Source organism: Ruegeria sp. BB9 (genome assembly GCF_056539345.1).
Map to the genome: position 1 here is coordinate 82344 of NZ_JBQFUU010000006.1, position 15616 is coordinate 97959.

At 61.4% G+C, this 15616-nt stretch carries 18 protein-coding genes; 9 read left to right on the top strand and 9 right to left on the bottom strand.

Going from position 1 to position 15616, the window contains the following annotated elements:
• Positions 1–131 precede the first annotated feature (131 nt).
• From ACR0FC_RS18175 to ACR0FC_RS18190, 4 genes are all read left to right on the top strand, one after another.
• Complete coding sequence (locus tag ACR0FC_RS18175; RefSeq protein WP_170342756.1) at positions 132–1742, top strand: FAD-dependent oxidoreductase; 1611 nt, start codon at positions 132–134, stop codon at positions 1740–1742.
• A gap of 5 nt (positions 1743–1747) precedes the next feature.
• Complete coding sequence (locus ACR0FC_RS18180) at positions 1748–1939, top strand: DUF2783 domain-containing protein (RefSeq protein WP_005981201.1); 192 nt, start codon at positions 1748–1750, stop codon at positions 1937–1939.
• Entirely contained in the window at positions 1936–2574 is a 639-nt protein-coding gene (maiA, locus tag ACR0FC_RS18185) for a maleylacetoacetate isomerase (protein WP_170342757.1), read from the top strand. The genes ACR0FC_RS18180 and maiA overlap by 4 nt, the downstream gene beginning before the upstream one ends.
• Positions 2575–2664: 90 nt before the next feature.
• Complete coding sequence (locus tag ACR0FC_RS18190) at positions 2665–3006, top strand: DOPA 4,5-dioxygenase family protein (RefSeq protein WP_170342759.1); 342 nt, start codon at positions 2665–2667, stop codon at positions 3004–3006.
• Here the strand turns inward: ACR0FC_RS18190 and ACR0FC_RS18195 are convergent.
• A complete protein-coding gene (locus ACR0FC_RS18195; RefSeq protein WP_170342761.1) occupies positions 3003–4631 on the bottom strand; it encodes an acyl-CoA synthetase in 1629 nt (542 codons plus the stop codon). The two genes, ACR0FC_RS18190 and ACR0FC_RS18195, sit on opposite strands and share 4 nt — an antisense overlap.
• Before the next feature lie 222 nt (positions 4632–4853).
• Between ACR0FC_RS18195 and ACR0FC_RS18200 the strand changes: the two genes are divergently transcribed.
• Complete coding sequence (locus tag ACR0FC_RS18200; RefSeq protein ID WP_170342762.1) at positions 4854–6245, top strand: aminotransferase family protein; 1392 nt, start codon at positions 4854–4856, stop codon at positions 6243–6245.
• A 121-nt stretch (positions 6246–6366) separates the two neighbouring features.
• Here the strand turns inward: ACR0FC_RS18200 and ACR0FC_RS18205 are convergent, their stop codons facing one another.
• From ACR0FC_RS18205 to ACR0FC_RS18230, 6 genes are all read right to left on the bottom strand, one after another.
• Positions 6367–7143 carry a methyltransferase domain-containing protein gene (locus tag ACR0FC_RS18205; RefSeq protein ID WP_170342764.1) on the bottom strand — a complete coding sequence of 259 codons (777 nt, stop codon included), beginning with the start codon at positions 7141–7143 and terminating at the stop codon, positions 6367–6369.
• Between the two features lie 231 nt (positions 7144–7374).
• Entirely contained in the window at positions 7375–7968 is a 594-nt protein-coding gene (locus tag ACR0FC_RS18210) for a hypothetical protein (RefSeq protein WP_170342766.1), read from the bottom strand.
• 279 nt (positions 7969–8247) lie between these two features.
• Positions 8248–8613, bottom strand: a complete 366-nt coding sequence (gene rplT / locus ACR0FC_RS18215; RefSeq protein ID WP_093965154.1) for a 50S ribosomal protein L20 — start codon at positions 8611–8613, stop codon at positions 8248–8250.
• 14 nt (positions 8614–8627) lie between these two features.
• Entirely contained in the window at positions 8628–8828 is a 201-nt protein-coding gene (rpmI, locus tag ACR0FC_RS18220; protein WP_005981143.1) for a 50S ribosomal protein L35, read from the bottom strand.
• 181 nt (positions 8829–9009) lie between these two features.
• Positions 9010–10563, bottom strand: a complete 1554-nt coding sequence (locus tag ACR0FC_RS18225; protein ID WP_170342767.1) for an alanine/glycine:cation symporter family protein — start codon at positions 10561–10563, stop codon at positions 9010–9012.
• A 14-nt stretch (positions 10564–10577) separates the two neighbouring features.
• Complete coding sequence (locus ACR0FC_RS18230; protein WP_093965150.1) at positions 10578–11015, bottom strand: universal stress protein; 438 nt, start codon at positions 11013–11015, stop codon at positions 10578–10580.
• A 189-nt stretch (positions 11016–11204) separates the two neighbouring features.
• On the opposite strand from ACR0FC_RS18230, the gene ACR0FC_RS18235 reads away from it, so the two are divergent.
• Positions 11205–11690 (top strand): Lrp/AsnC family transcriptional regulator, encoded by a 486-nt coding sequence (locus tag ACR0FC_RS18235; RefSeq protein WP_093965149.1) that lies wholly within the window; start codon positions 11205–11207, stop codon positions 11688–11690.
• 2 nt (positions 11691–11692) lie between these two features.
• On the opposite strand, the gene pyk is transcribed toward ACR0FC_RS18235, so the two are convergent.
• A complete protein-coding gene (gene pyk, locus ACR0FC_RS18240; protein WP_170342769.1) occupies positions 11693–13138 on the bottom strand; it encodes a pyruvate kinase in 1446 nt (481 codons plus the stop codon).
• Between the two features lie 117 nt (positions 13139–13255).
• Between pyk and ACR0FC_RS18245 the strand changes: the two genes are divergently transcribed.
• From ACR0FC_RS18245 to ACR0FC_RS18255, 3 genes are all read left to right on the top strand, one after another.
• On the top strand, positions 13256–13993 hold the full coding sequence (locus tag ACR0FC_RS18245; RefSeq protein WP_170342771.1) for an N-formylglutamate amidohydrolase: 738 nt from the start codon (positions 13256–13258) through the stop codon (positions 13991–13993).
• An 86-nt stretch (positions 13994–14079) separates the two neighbouring features.
• The gene (locus tag ACR0FC_RS18250) at positions 14080–14319 is read left to right on the top strand and encodes a DUF6868 family protein (RefSeq protein WP_093965143.1); all 240 of its coding nucleotides are present in this window, start codon (positions 14080–14082) and stop codon (positions 14317–14319) included.
• Between the two features lie 71 nt (positions 14320–14390).
• Positions 14391–14705 (top strand): DUF1244 domain-containing protein, encoded by a 315-nt coding sequence (locus tag ACR0FC_RS18255; protein WP_170342773.1) that lies wholly within the window; start codon positions 14391–14393, stop codon positions 14703–14705.
• Positions 14706–14747: 42 nt separating this feature from the next.
• Here the strand turns inward: ACR0FC_RS18255 and ACR0FC_RS18260 are convergent, their stop codons facing one another.
• Positions 14748–15608, bottom strand: a complete 861-nt coding sequence (locus ACR0FC_RS18260; protein ID WP_170342774.1) for a D-amino-acid transaminase — start codon at positions 15606–15608, stop codon at positions 14748–14750.
• Between the last annotated feature and the right edge of the window lie 8 nt (positions 15609–15616).

Below are 15616 nucleotides of genomic sequence, written 5' to 3' on the forward strand. Positions count from 1 at the left end.
ATGGCCCGGCGACTTGATCCAGATCGTGTTGCCGGCCTGAAAACGATGCGACCATGGAGGAGAGCCATCGGCGCCACGCGCCGGTGGGCAGGGATTGTGCGCCACGCGCACAGAACTTGGGGAGAGAGCCCATGAACAAGATTTTTGAACAGCCGCTCTATGCCTATGCCCGCAGCCCCGATCAGGATGCCCCCACCCCGGTGCGGCATCAGGTGATCGTGATAGGCGCTGGGCCGGTCGGGTTGGCCGCCGCCATCGACCTGGCCCAGCAGGACGTCGAGGTGGTGGTGCTGGACGACAACGACAAGGTCAGTTTCGGCAGCCGCGCCATCTGTTTCGCCCAGCGCACGCTGGAAATCTCCGACCGACTGGGGTGTGCTCGGCCGATGGTGGACAAGGGCGTGCTGTGGAACACCGGCAAGGTGTTTTTCGACGACCGAAAGGTCTATGAATTCAACCTGCAGCCCGATGAGGGCTACGCCCATCCGGCCTTCATCAACCTTCAGCAATACTACTTTGAGCAGTTCATGGTCGAACGGGTCCGCGAGTTGCAGGCCCAGGGCGCACCGCTCGAGATCCGTGGCCGCAACAAGGTCGAGGCGATCGGCACCCATGACGACCACGTCAAGCTCGAGGTGGAAACGCCCGAGGGGTCGTACACCGTCGAGGCCGACTGGCTGATCGCCTGCGACGGGGCCAACTCGCCCACCCGCCGGATGCTGGGACTGGATTTCGTGGGCCGCGTGTTCGAGGACAACTTCCTGATCGCCGACGTGATCATGGAGGCCGATTTCCCGACCGAGCGCTGGTTCTGGTTCGACCCGCCCTTCAACCGTGGCCAGTCGGCGCTGTTGCACAAACAGCCCGACAATGTCTGGCGCATCGACCTGCAACTGGGCTGGGACATCGACAAGGAACGGGAAAAGCGCCCCGAAAACGTGATCCCGCGCCTCAAGGCGATGCTGGGCGAGGATGTCCAGTTCGAGCTGGAATGGGTCAGCATCTATACCTTCCAGTGCCGCCGGATGGAGAAGTTCCGCCACGGCCGCGTCCTGTTTGCCGGCGACAGCGCGCATCAGGTCAGCCCCTTCGGCGCGCGCGGGGCCAATTCGGGCCTGCAGGACACCGACAACCTGTGCTGGAAAATGAAGATGGTCCTTGACGGCACCGCCCCCGACAGCCTGCTGGACAGCTATGATGTCGAGCGCATCCACGGCGCGGACGAAAACATCCTGAACTCCACCCGCTCGACTGATTTCATCACGCCGAAATCGGAAATGTCACGCATCCTGCGCGACGCGGTGCTGGACCTGAGCGAACATTATGAGTTCGCCCGCCCGCTGGTGAATTCCGGGCGGTTGAGCGTGCCCTGCACCTATGACGGCTCGCTGCTGAATTCGGCCGATGCGCTGAATGGTCCGGCCGAAACGCGCCCCGGATCGCCCTGCCCCGATGCGCCGCTGGGGGATGCGTTCCTGTTGCCCAAGCTGGCGGGCAAGTTCACCCTGCTGACCATCGACGCCGACGCCCCAGACAGGATCGAGGAAGAGGGCGTGACGGTCGAGCGGCTGGCGCTGTCGGTCAAGGACGACCGGACGCTGGCGCTAAAGCGGCGGTATCTGGGCGACGCGGAAGGTGCGGTCTATCTGATCCGGCCCGACCAGCATGTGGCGGCGCGGCGCGACAGCTATGAAGACAACGCGTTCCGGCATGCGATCCGCCGGGCCATCGGCAAGGAGTAGGCACAATGGATGAACTGATCCTCACCCCGAATATCGACGGCGCGGATGATTTCTATGCCGATCTGCTGGCCGCGCACGACGGTCTGGACAAGGCCGAAAGCGATGCGCTGAATGCGCGGCTGGTGCTGGTGCTGGCCAACCATATCGGCGACCGGGCCATCCTGAAACAGGCGATCGACGCGGCCAAAGCCCGATGAGCGACGTCGTCCTGTATGACTACTGGCGGTCCTCGGCCAGCTACCGGGTGCGCATCGCGCTGAACCTGGCCGGGATCGCCTATCGCGCGCAGACCGTCGATCTGGTCAAGGGCGAGCAGACCGCGACCGCGCATCTGGCACGCAACCCGCAGGGCTTTGTGCCGGTGCTCGAGATCGACGGCGTGCAACTGACCCAGTCGCTGGCCATTCTGGACTATCTCGACCGGACGCGGGGCCTGAACCTACTGCCGGACGAGCCGGTTGCGCGGGCCAGGGCGCAGGCGCTGGCCCATGCCATCGCGGTCGATCTGCACCCGGTCTGCAACCTGAAGGTCGCCCGCCGCGCCACGCAGCTGAGCGGCAGACGGGGCGACATGCCCGGCGACTGGATGCGCCATTTCATCCGCCCCGGTCTGTTGGCCTTCGAGGCGATGCTGGAAGGGTTCGAACAAGCCCCCTATTGCACGGGATCAACGCCCGGGCTGGCCGATCTGTGCCTGATCCCGCAGATGTACAACGCCCGGCGCTGGCAGGTCGATCTGTCGGACATACCGCGCATTCTGGCGGTCGAGGCGGCCTGTGCCGACCACCCCGCCTTTGCAGCGGCCCACCCGGACGCCCACGCGCCGGGCTGAGCCGCGCACAGGGTCTGTTTGCCGATGCGTCTGTGCACCGGCGCCGATCGGGCCTAGCCTTGTGCCGGAAACCACCGCACGAGGCCCCCGATGCCACAGATCACCGGCTATCACGCCCATGTCTATTTCGACGCCGAAACGCAGGACACCGCCCGCCGTGTCTGCGGGGAGGCTGCACGCCTGCTCCCTGTCCAGATGGGCCACATGCACAGCCGCAATGTCGGCCCTCACCCCCGCTGGAGCTGCCAGCTGAGCTTTGCCGCCGATGCCTTCGACAAGGTGATACCGTGGCTGATGCTGAACCGGCAGGGGCTGACCGTGTTCACCCACCCCGAAACCGGCCAGCACCTGCCCGACCACCGCGACCGGGCGATCTGGATGGGCGAGATGCTGGATCTGGACCTGTCGATCTTTGACCGGCAGGGCGCCTAGCCCAGCGCCCGCGCCTGTTCCCTGAGCTTGAATTTCTGGATCTTGCCCGTCGATGTCTTGGGCAGCGGCCCGAACACCACCGTCTTGGGTGCCTTGAAATGGGCCATCTGATCGCGGCAGAACGCGATCAAATCGGCCTCGGTCGCTTCGGCGCCCGGCTTCAGCTCGACAAAGGCGCAAGGCGTCTCGCCCCATTTCTCGTCCGGTTTGGCGACCACGGCGGCCTCCATCACGGCGGGGTGCTTGTAGAGGACATCCTCGACCTCGACCGACGAGATGTTCTCGCCCCCCGAAATGATGATGTCCTTTGACCGGTCCTTCAGCGCGATATAGCCGTCGGGATGCATCACCCCCAGATCGCCCGAGGCAAACCAGCCGCCGCGGAACGCTTTCTGCGTGGCCTCGGGGTTCTTCAGATACCCTTTCATCACGATGTTGCCCTGCATAAAGATCTCGCCCATGGTCTCGCCATCGGCCGGCACCGGCTCGAGCGTTTCGGGATCAGCCACCATCAGCCCCGACAGGGCAACGTATTTCACCCCCTGCCGCACCTTGAGCGCGGCGCGCTCCTCGGCGGGCTTGTCGTTCCATTCGTCCTTCCAGGCGCACACGACCGACGGCCCGTAGGTCTCGGTCAGGCCATAGACATGAGTGACTTCGATGCCCATCCCCTCCATCGCCGCGATCACCGCGGCAGGCGGCGGGGCACCTGCGGTCATCACCTTGATCTCGTGGTCGAAATCCTTGAGGTGATCGGGCGCGTTGGCCAGCATGTTCAGAACGATGGGCGCGCCGCAGAAATGGGTCACGCGCTCGTCGCGGAAGGCGCGGTAGATCGGCTCGTCCCGCACCGCACGCAGGCAGACGGACGTGCCCGCGTTCGCGGCCATGGTCCAGGGGAAACACCAGCCGTTGCAGTGGAACATCGGCAGCGTCCACAGATAGACCGAATGCTGCGGCATGCCCCATGTCAGGATGTTCGACGTGGCATTCAGCGCCGCGCCACGGTGGTGATAGACGACACCCTTGGGGTTGCCCGTGGTGCCCGAGGTATAGTTCAGCGTGATCGCGTCCCATTCATCGGCGGGCAGAGACCAGTCGAATTCCGGGTCGCCCTCGGCCAGCAGCGCGTCATAGGTCAACGCGCCCAGTTTCTCGCCGCCGTCGAAACTCGGGTCCTCGATGTCGATCACCAGAATGTCGTGATCCACCTGCTCCAGCGCCTGTTTCACCACGCCCGAGAATTCGGGATCGACCAGCAGCACCTTGGATTCGGCGTGGTTGAGGATGAAGGCGATGATCGGGGCATCGAGCCTTGTGTTGATCGTGTTCAACACCGCGCCTGCCATGGGCACACCGAAATGCGCCTCGTACATTTCGGGGATGTTGGCGGCGATGATCGATACCGTGTCGCCCGCGCCCACCCCACGCGCGGCCAGCGCACTGGCCAACTGGCGGCAGCGCGCATAGGTCTGCGCCCAGCTATGGCGCCGGTCACCATAGACCACGGCGGGATAGTCAGGGTAAACGGCCGCGGTCCTCTCGATATAGCTGAGCGGGGACAGGGCCGTAAAATTTGCCGGGCCTTTGTCCAGATCGCGCTGAAAAATGCTGTGGGTCGCCATCCGCCTCTCCTCCCCAAGTCGTCGGATTTTTCGTATTGAGCACAAAGGTTGCCGCAAAACAAACCCGTAAAAATACGCGAGGCGAATATACTGGAGCTACGTGATCGGGTAATCTGGCCCTACTGCGTACCGGGCTTTCGGGCTGATCTGCGGTATCTGGTTCATCCGCGCCCGCCGGGCATCGTGATTCCCGCGCGTCGCGTCTTACTGAAAGGACATGTCATGGACGGCACGTTCAACGAAAACGATCTTTCCCGCGTGGTCGAGGCCGACCGCGCCCATATCTGGCACCATCTGATCCAGCACAAGCCGTTTGAGACGAACGATCCGCGCATCATCGTCGAAGGCAAGGGCATGCGCGTCTGGGATCAAAAGGGCAAGGAACACCTGGATGCCGTCTCGGGCGGCGTATGGACGGTGAATGTGGGCTATGGCCGCGAATCCATCTGCAAGGCCGTCTACGACCAGTTGATGAAGCTGTGCTACTTTGCGAACTCGGCGGGCTCGATCCCCGGGGCGCTGTTTGCCGAAAAGCTGATCGAGAAGATGCCGGGCATGAGCCGGGTCTACTACACCAACTCGGGAAGCGAGGCGAACGAGAAGGCTTTCAAGATGGTCCGCCAGATCGCCCACAAGAAATACGGCGGCAAGAAGACCAAGATCCTGTATCGCGACCGCGACTATCATGGCTCGACTCTGGCGGCGATGTCGGCGGGCGGTCAGGATGAGCGCAACGCGCAATACGGCCCCTTTGCGCCGGATTTCGTGCGCGTTCCGCACTGCATGGAATACCGCAAGCACGAATTGGACGGCGCACCCGAAGAGAGCTTTGGCGAATGGGCCGCCGATCAGATCGAAGCCGTGATCCTGCGCGAAGGCCCCGACACCGTAGGCGCGCTGTGCCTTGAGCCGGTGACCGCCGGCGGCGGCGTGATCGAAGCGCCCGAGGGCTATTGGCAGCGCGTGCAGGAGATCTGCAAGAAATACGACATCCTCCTGCATATCGACGAGGTCGTCTGCGGCGTGGGTCGCACCGGTACCTGGTTCGGGTACCAGCAATACGGCGTGAAACCCGATTTCGTGACCATGGCCAAAGGCGTGGCCTCGGGCTATGCCGCGATTGCCTGCATGGTGACCACCGAGGAAGTCTTTGACATGTTCAAAGACGATGCCGCGGACCCGATGAACTATTTCCGCGACATCTCGACCTTTGGCGGCTGCACCGCTGGGCCCGCGGCGGCGATCGAGAACATGCGCATCATCGAAGACGAGAACCTGCTGGGCAATTGCGCCGCGATGGGTGATCGCATGATGGGCAACCTGCAGGCACTGATGGACAAGCACAAGGTCATCGGCGACGTGCGCGGCAAGGGCCTGTTCCTGGGTGCCGAACTAGTCGCGGATCGCGCGTCCAAAGAACCGGTGGACGAAAAGCTGGCCCAAGCGGTCGTGGCCGATTGCATGGCGCAAGGGGTAATCATCGGCGTGACCAACCGTTCAGTCCCCGGGCGCAACAACACGCTGTGCTTCTCGCCCGCTTTGATCGCCACGGCGGACGACATCGACCAAATCACCGATGCGGTTGATGGCGCACTGGGGCGTGTGTTCGGGTAAACCCAGCGCGGGATAAAAGACCAAGTGAAACCGGCGTTCTTCGCGCCGGTTTCTTTTTTGAGCCCTATTCGCTCAGGCAATAGACTTTGTTTGAGTCAATCAGCGCATCCAGACCCAAATATTAGGATTTGCGCCCGCTGATGACAAAATGGGTTAGAGAAAAGAAAAACCGGCCCTTCGCGGCCAACGATCTCTGCTCATCCGCCCATTCCCTGGCTTCCTGATCCGGAACGAGCTTGTTGGACTCGGCGAACCTTTTCATCAGGGTGATCATCATATTGGCCAGCCCATCTGGCCGGAGTTCGTTATCGCAAATCGTGATTGGCGCGACGCTTTCCACTGTGAAACCCTGGTCTCTCAAAATCGGCGGCAGTAGAGCGGGCACGTCTCTCCCGACAAAGTGCTTGTCCCAGGCTTTTATCATCCGATCCATTCTTGCCGGATCATCACTGCTCCAAACCAGACTGTCGAAATGGATGTCGCCCACGACAAGCAGACCACCCGTCCTGAGACAGCGATGGGCCTCCTCCACCGCGGCGGCAATGTCGTTCAAGTACTCGTAAACCTGAACCGACACCGCCTTGTCGAGTGACGCGTCCTTGGCCGGAAGTTGGCCTGCCTCACCCTCCATGATCTGGACCCAGTCATATTCATGGCAGCGGTTTTTGGCGGAACTCCGCATCGCCTCACTTGGGTCGATGCCCAAAACACGCCCGGTCGGACCAACCGCCCGAGCAAGCTCTGCTGTTAAAAGACCATTTCCGCACCCAACGTCCGCGATGGTATCACCCGGGGCTGGTCGCAACGCGTCAAAAGACCCTCGCCGCCGTCGGGTGACATCGGCACCTTGATACACGCTATCGAGTAGGCGCGTTGTTGCTGCATCAAATTCAAGCATGGCACTCGCAAAACCAATGTTGGTCAATTCAGCACGTGCAAGCCTAGCGGTTTTTGGCCCGGATGTCTGCCTGCGCAAAAAGCCGGCACTCAGGCACCAAAAAAGCCGCCCCTAGTCGGGCGTCCTTTCTCTCACTGTTTAGCGAATGAGGATCAGGAGGCCAGAGGGGCAAGTACCCTCGCGAGGACACCACCCAACGGTTCCAGTTCGCGCGACCTGCGTTTTTGGGCGTCAGTTGGCTCTTTTGATCTCAACTTCATCAAATTCGAAACGACCAGTTCCAAAGGCTGCCAGGCCTATCCCTGCCCGAGCGCCCTGGCCGGGGTTCGAGGACGTTCGCTTTGAAAACAGCGTTTGAACGACCTTGGTTCCGTTGGCATAGAAAACCACATGCGCTCCTCGGACCTGGAAGGTCAGCTTGTTCGGGGCGCCGACGCGTATCGCGTCATGTCTGTCTGCGTGTACCAGCCTCAATTGGCGGCCGTCCTTTTGCAGTACGTGATAGCGCCCTTTGTCGTCCACAGTGAACGCCACGTATTTCCCGGACTTTCCGCTGCCAACCAGAATGCCCACACCGCTTTTGCCGCTGAACTCTCCGTCCACCACGGCAGAGATTACCATGTCCTGCGTGCTCTCCAACGAATCCGAGCCGGGAAACTTCACCCACGCCACGTCGTTGAACTGAAGGCTGCGCGCATCCTGTCTGTTCTCCATGACGAATTTTCCATCGGCCATATAGACGACCCAGGGCGGCTTGGCCGATTGAAAGTCGATCTGCCCACCCAGTATGAGCGTCGTGTCGTCGCCATCAAAGGTTTCAACCAATACGTCAGGGAGGTCAGGTTCGGTGATCGTGCCACTGTCGGGTGGCAGATCACCACTGCAGTCAAGACAAGAAGGGCTTGGGTAAGTCTTTGGCAAATAGGCATTTCAGTATTCCGCATTCAATTCATCAGTGAAACTTAACAGATGATTACATCAAATGCGTGTAGTGACCATAACGGAATCCCATACTTGGTTTACGCGAAATCCAATCTGGTCGATCCAAAGAAAAAAGCCGCCCCGAACGGGACGGCCTTTCTTTCACTGTCTCTCGAAAGAGGATCAGGCAGCCAGAGCGGCCTGTGCCTTGGCGACGATCGCGCCGAACGCTTCCGGCTCGTGCACGGCCAGGTCGGCCAGGACTTTGCGGTCCACTTCGATGCCGGCCAGGTTCAGGCCGTTGATGAAGCGGGAATAGGTCAGAGCTTCGTCATGCGAACGAACAGCGGCGTTGATGCGCTGGATCCACAGAGCACGGAAGTTGCGCTTGCGGTTCTTGCGGTCGCGGGTTGCGTACTGGTTGGCCTTGTCGACGGCCTGACGGGCAACCTTGAAGGTGTTCTTGCGGCGGCCATAGTAACCTTTGGCGGCCTTGATGACCTTCTTGTGACGGGCGTGAGTTACGGTTCCACCTTTAACGCGGGACATATCGGTATCTCCTCTTAGCGGTCGTAGGGCATGTAGCCCTTGACGATCTTGGCGTCGGGGGCGGACAGGGTGGTGGTGCCACGGGCGTCGCGGATGAACTTCTTGGTCCGCTTGATCATGCCGTGCCGTTTGCCGGCCTGGCCAGCCATGACCTTGCCGGTCGCAGTCACCTTGAAGCGCTTCTTGGCGCTCGATTTGGTCTTCATCTTGGGCATTTCCGTCTCCTTTCAGGGTTCGGTCCGAAACGCGACTCGGCATGCCACATCGGCCGGTCGCGCGATCAGATGCGCCGTTTACGCAAGTTCGGTCATGCTGGCAAGGGGTTTTTGACCCGTTCGGGTGCTTTTTGCACCGGGGTCGGGAACCGGGGCAGCAGGGCCGCCCCGGTTGGTGTCATCAGTCGGCGAACTTGCGGATTTCGCCGCTTTTCAGTCGCGCGCTGTACGAGGCCAGTTCCTGACGCACCACTTTCATCAGGAAGTAGAGCGCAAAGACGTTGACCACGGCCATGGCAAAGATCGCCGCATCCGAGAAGTCGATCACCGGGCCCAGGTTGGCCGCAGCCCCGATCACCACGAAGACGCAGAAGATGATCTTGAACACCAGTTCCTTGGTGTGGCCCTCGCCGAACAGATAGGTCCAGGCCTTGAGGCCGTAATAGGACCAGCTGATCATGGTCGAGAAGGCGAACAGGATCACCGCGATGGCCAGGATGTAGGGGAACCAGCTGAAGGCGCTGCCGAAGGCGGCCGAAGTCAGGCTGACACCGGTGTTGCCATCGACGGTTGCGATCGCGGTGCCCGCTTCGTTCAGCACGTACAGGCCGGTTGCCGGGTCGATCACCAGCTGCTGGGTGATGATGATCACCAGCGCGGTCATGGTGCAGATCACCACGGTGTCGATGAACGGCTCGAGCAGTGAAACAAAGCCCTCGGTGATCGGCTCCTTGGTGCGAACGGCCGAGTGTGCAATGGCCGCCGAACCCACGCCTGCCTCGTTCGAGAAGGCGGCGCGTTTGAAGCCCTGGATCAGAGCACCGACCATGCCGCCGGCCACGCCCAGACCGGTGAAGGCACCAGCGAAGATCTGACCGAAGGCCCAGCCGATCATGTCAGCGTTCATGATGATGATGACCAGCGCAGTTGCGACGTACAGGATGCCCATGAACGGCACGACCTTCTCGGTCACGCGGGCGATCGACTTCAGGCCGCCCACGATGACCATGAACACCACGGCCGCGAAGACCAGGCCGGTGATCCAACCGGGATAGTCACCAACGATACCCGCGATCTGCTGGTGCGCCTGGTTGGCCTGGAACATGTTGCCCCCGCCCAGCGCGCCAAGGATACAGAAGATCGAGAACAGGACCGCCAGGATCTTGCCGCCGGGCAGACCCAGCTCGGCAAAGCCCTTGGACATGTAGTACATCGGGCCGCCCGAAACGGTGCCGTCTTCGTACTCGTTGCGGTACTTCACACCCAGCGTACATTCGGTGAATTTCGACGCCATGCCCAGAAGGCCGGCGAGGATCATCCAGAAGGTCGCACCGGGTCCGCCGATGCCGACTGCCACGGCGACGCCCGCGATGTTGCCCAGGCCGACGGTGCCGGACAGCGCCGTTGCCAGCGCTTGGAAGTGACTGACCTCGCCCGCATCGTTGGGGTCGGAATAGTCACCTTTCACCAAGCTGATCGCATGGCTGAAGAACCGCATCTGCACAAAGGCGAAATACAGCGTGAACACCGTTGCGGCCACGACCAGCCACATCACGATCCAGGGAAAGCTCGTTCCCGGAAAAGGTGCGAAGATGAAGCTGACGAAGGGGCCCGTCAGATTCGCGAAGGTCTGGTTGATCTTTTCATCCAGACCGGGGGCCTCCTGCGCAAGTGCGGGGTTGGCCAGCAGGGCCGCGGCCGCACCGGACAGGCCCAGGGTTTTGATCGATTTCATGTCTGCTCCTCCCGTCAGTTCACGACTGTGACCGGAACGTCGGCGTGCATGACCAGATTCTGGGTCGAACTGCCGAAGATTCGCTTTTTGATGCCGTCAGCCGAGGATCGTCCCACGACGATCTGCGATCCGCCGTTTTCGACCGTGATCGCGTTCAGCGTTTCGGCCACATCGCCATGGCGGACAATACCGCGGGCGCTGAAGCCTGCGGCCTTCAAGGCCTCGACGGCGGGTTCCACCACGCGGCTGGTGGCAAGCGCGATCTCCTCTTCGCGCCGCTTGTGCCGCAGGGCGTTTTCCTCGGGAGTTTGGAAAGTATAGGGCGACCATTCGATGACATAGGCAACCAGCAGTTCACACGATCCAATCCGACTTGCCAGATCCTTGGCAAAGCCGACCGCGCGATCTCCGGTCTCTGTCCCGTCCAGTCCTATGACAATTTTCGTTGTCATCTCGTTCCTCCGTTTTTGTTGATTTGGCCGGGGCCCGTGCCCCCGGCAGGGCAGCCGGAACCTGGAACTCGTTTTACAAGGCTGCCCTTCGGTCAAGTATCAGGAAAAATCACTAGGAAAAGGAGATTTTTTCGGTCTATTTTCAAGAAAATATGCCGCCAGACCTCAAAAACGCAGGGAAATTGCCTGATGGACAGGGATTTGGATAAGATCGATCAACGGATATTGGCCGAGCTCGAGGCCAATGGACGCCTGCCAATAGTCGAACTGGCGGCCCGAGTAAACCTGACCAACACGCCGTGTTCCGAGCGGGTGAAACGGCTGGAAAAGAGCGGGTACATCACCGGCTACAGCGCGGTGATCGACAAAGAGAGGCTGGGGCTGGGGCACTTGACGGTGGTGCAGGTTTCGCTGACGGCCACAGCCGAACACTCGCTGGACCGTTTCAACGAAGCCGTGCGACGGGTACCTGAAATCGAAACCTGCCTGATGGTCGCCGGATCATTCGACTACATGCTGACCGTTCGGACACGCGACATCGCGCATTTCCGAACGGTTTTGGGCGACAAGATCAACAAGCTTCCGGGGATACACCAGACAAGCTCGTTCACGGTTATGGAGACCGTAAAAGAGCCTGTCGGCGCCAAAGCAAGGCCCGGCGGACCGGGTGGCTGATCCTATTCGGGATCCGTCGAGTAGATCAGTCGCTCGTCGCAGGGTGCGACGCGCAGGATGTTGGTCGAGCCTGGCACGTTGAACGGGACACCGGCGGTCACCACGATCTGATCCGAGGCGCCGGCAAACCCGCTGGCTCGCGCCGCGCGCGCCGCATTGACCACGGCGCTTTTGAACCGCTCGAGCTCGGGCGTCATCACGCAGTGACAGCCCCAGCTGAGACACAGACGCCGCGCGGTGCCCCGCAGCGAAGTCATGGCGATGATCGGGACACCGGGACGCTCGCGGGCGGTGAGCAGTGCGGTGGTGCCGCTTTGGGTAAAGCAGCAGATCGCCTTGATGTCGGTCTTTTCGGCGATTTCACGGGCCGCGGCCACGATGCCGTCGGCAACGGTCGTTCCCTTGGTCTGGCGCGAGGCGTCGATGATCTGTTTGTAGGTTGGGTCGGCTTCGACCTCGATCGCGACTTTGTTCATGGTCTGAACGGCCTCGATCGGATACGAGCCCGCGGCCGACTCGGCGCTCAGCATGATGGCGTCGGTTCCCTCGTAGATGGCGGTAGCGACGTCCGACACTTCGGCGCGGGTGGGCATCGGGCTTTCGATCATGCTTTCTAGCATCTGGGTCGCAACGATAACCGGCTTGGCGGCAGCGCGGCACTTTCGGACCAGTCGCTTTTGAATCGGAGGCACGGCCGAGACCGGGAGTTCGACGCCCAGATCGCCACGGGCGACCATGATGCCGTCCGATGCGTCGAGGATTTCGTCAAACGCCTCGACCGCCGCGGGTTTTTCAATCTTGGACAGGATAGCGGCGCGACCGTCAGCCAGGGCGCGCGCTTCGTACACGTCCTTGGCCCGCTGCACGAAGCTCAGCGCAAGCCAGTCGACACCCAGCTGACAAACGAACTCCAGATCGTCGCGGTCCTTCTCCGACAGGGCCGCCAGCGGCAGCACCACGTCGGGCACGTTCACACCTTTGCGGTTCGAGATGGTCCCGCCGATTTCAACTTTGCAATCCGCGAAATCGGGGCCGCATTTCTCAACCACAAGCCGGATCTTGCCGTCGTTGACCAGCAGATGCGCCCCCGCTTCCAACGCCTGAAAAATCTCGGGGTGCGGCAGGCAGACCCGGCTGACATCGCCCGGAGTTTCGTCCAGATCCAGACGGAACGCGGCACCTTCGACCAAGTCCTCTGCATCATTCGCAAACACACCGACCCGCAGTTTCGGGCCCTGAAGGTCAGCCAGAATGGCGATCGGGCTGTCGAGGTCCTTTTCGATCTGACGGATGATCCGGTGGCGTTCACGGATTTCGTCGTGGCTGCCATGGCTCATGTTCAGGCGGAAAACATCGGCGCCGGCCTCGTGCAGAGCACGGATCATATCATAGTCGTTGGACGCCGGGCCCAGCGTCGCCACGATTTTCACATTTCTCAGGCGTCGCATCGATCTTGCTCTCCTTGATGGTCGAATGTTACCGCAAACAATAGTCGGTTTGCTTATTGCGCAATTCCCTTTCCGAGGCAACTGTCCTACACCTGCGGCAAACAAGATGACAGGCTCATGACATACACTCCGTTTTACGTGCACGGGGCGGATCGCCCGTCCCGCTGGCTGATCACGTGCGACCATGCCACCAACATCGTACCGCCGCAGATCAACGGCGGCGACCTCGGCCTTCCGCGTGAGGACATGGAGCGCCACATCGCCTATGACGTGGGCGCCTACGAGGTATCGAAACATCTGGGCGAGATCCTGAACGCGCCGGTGATTGCCGCCAATTTCTCTCGGCTGGTGATCGACCCGAACCGGGGCGAGGACGACCCGACCCTGTTGATGAAGCTGTATGACGGGTCGATCATTCCGGCCAACCGTCACGCCGACGCCGCCGAGCGCGAACGGCGCCTGAACCTGTGCTATCGCCCCTATCACGAAGCGCTGGCCAAGATGGCCGCCCTGCCCCACGCCGTAATCGTGTCGATGCATTCCTTCACGCGCCAGCTGCGGGGCCGCCCGCCGCGCCCCTGGCATGTCGGCATCCTTCACACCGAGGACGAGCGGTTCTCGGCCCCGCTGATCGAGCGCCTGCGGGCCGAGGAGGATCTGTGCGTCGGCGTCAACGAACCCTATACCGGCGTGCTGCCCGGGGATGCGATCGACCGGCACGCCACCGCCTTTGGCCGCCCCAACGCACTGATCGAGCTGCGCAACGACCTGATCGCCGACCATGCCGGGCAGCGCGCCTGGGCCGAGCGGCTGGCGCCGATCCTGCAGGACGCGCTGGCCGCAAGCGGTCTGTAACGCTGGAAAAATCCGCGACCAAACGACGCCCATGCTCTTGCGCGGCGCGCAGGCGGTCCCCATTTTTGGGCTGAAAGGAGGCCGTCATGACACCTGAAACCCTGACAGCCTTTTTCGGCTGGATGACCGTTCTGAACTTTGCGGTCCTGCTGCTGTCGACCCTGATGGTGGTGGCCCTGCAGGACCGCATCGCCGCCATTCACGGCCGCATGTTCCAGATGGACAAGGCCGAGGTCAGAAAGGCCTATTTCAAGTATCTTGCGAACTACAAGATCCTGACCCTGATCTTCTGCCTGATGCCCTGGATTGCCCTCAAGCTGGTCTGAACCGGCGCGCGTTGTGCAATGGCCTCGGGCTTGCTAGGTCTGGATCAAATCCCACGAACCGGAGCCCGCCCATGGACCCCCAGACCGAGATTGAACTGCAGGCCGCCGCTTTCCGCCGCCTGCGAAAACACCTGATGCAGGACCGTACCGACGTTCAGAACATCGACATGATGAATCTGGCCGGGTTCTGCCGAAACTGCCTGGCGCGGTGGTTTCAGGAAGCCGCCAATGAAAAAGGCATCGAAATGGGCAAGGATGAAGCCCGCGAAATTTTCTATGGCATGACCATGGACGAGTGGAAATCCAGATACCAGACCGAGGCCAGCCCCGACAAACAGGCCGCCTTCAAGGTCGCGTTCGAGGAAAACGTCGGCAAAAAAGACTGACGCATTAACGAAAAGGCCCGCCAGATCGGCGGGCCATGGGGTTCAGATCGCCGCCTTGCGGCTTTCGTCCAGATAGATCTCGCGCAGCCGCTTGGCGATCGGGCCCGGCGTGCCGTCGCCCAGCGCCACGCCGTCGATCTCGACCACCGGCATCACGAAAGCACTGGCCGAGGTGGTAAAAGCCTCGTCGGCCTCTTTTGCTTCGTCGATGGTGAACAGGCGTTCTTCGACTTCCATCTGAGCCTCGGCCGCCATGCGCAGCACCGCCTTGCGGGTGATCCCGTGCAGGATGTCGTTCGACAGCGGGCGGGTAACGATGTTGCCGTTCTTGACGATATAGGCGTTGTTGCTGGTGCCTTCGGTGACATACCCGTCTTCAATCATCCAAGCATCGTCGCACCCAGCGGCCTTGGCCATCATCTTGCCCATGGACGGGTACAGAAGTTGCACCGTCTTGATGTCGCGGCGGCCCCAGCGGATATCCTCGATCGAGATGATCTTGGCCCCTTTCTTCGCCGCCGGATTGTCAGCCAGACCGGGCTTGTTCTGAGTGAACAGAACCAGCGTCGGCTTGGTGCCGGCCGAGGGAAATACGAAATCGCGGTCGCCGTCGCTGCCTCGGGTGACCTGCAGATAGACCAGCCCCTCGGTGATGCCGTTCAGCTCGACCAGCTTGCGGTGGATTTCAAGCAGCTCGTCCTTGCTGCAGGGTTCGGCCATCTGCAATTCGTCCAGCGACCGCTTCAGGCGCACCGCGTGACCCTCGAAATCGATCAGCTTGCCGTCCAGCACGCTTGTCACCTCATAGACGGCATCCGCCATCAGAAAGCCTCGGTCGAAGATCGAGACCTTGGCTTCGGTCTCGGGCAGGTATTCGCCGTTCACGTAAACGGTACGGGTCATGTTCGTCT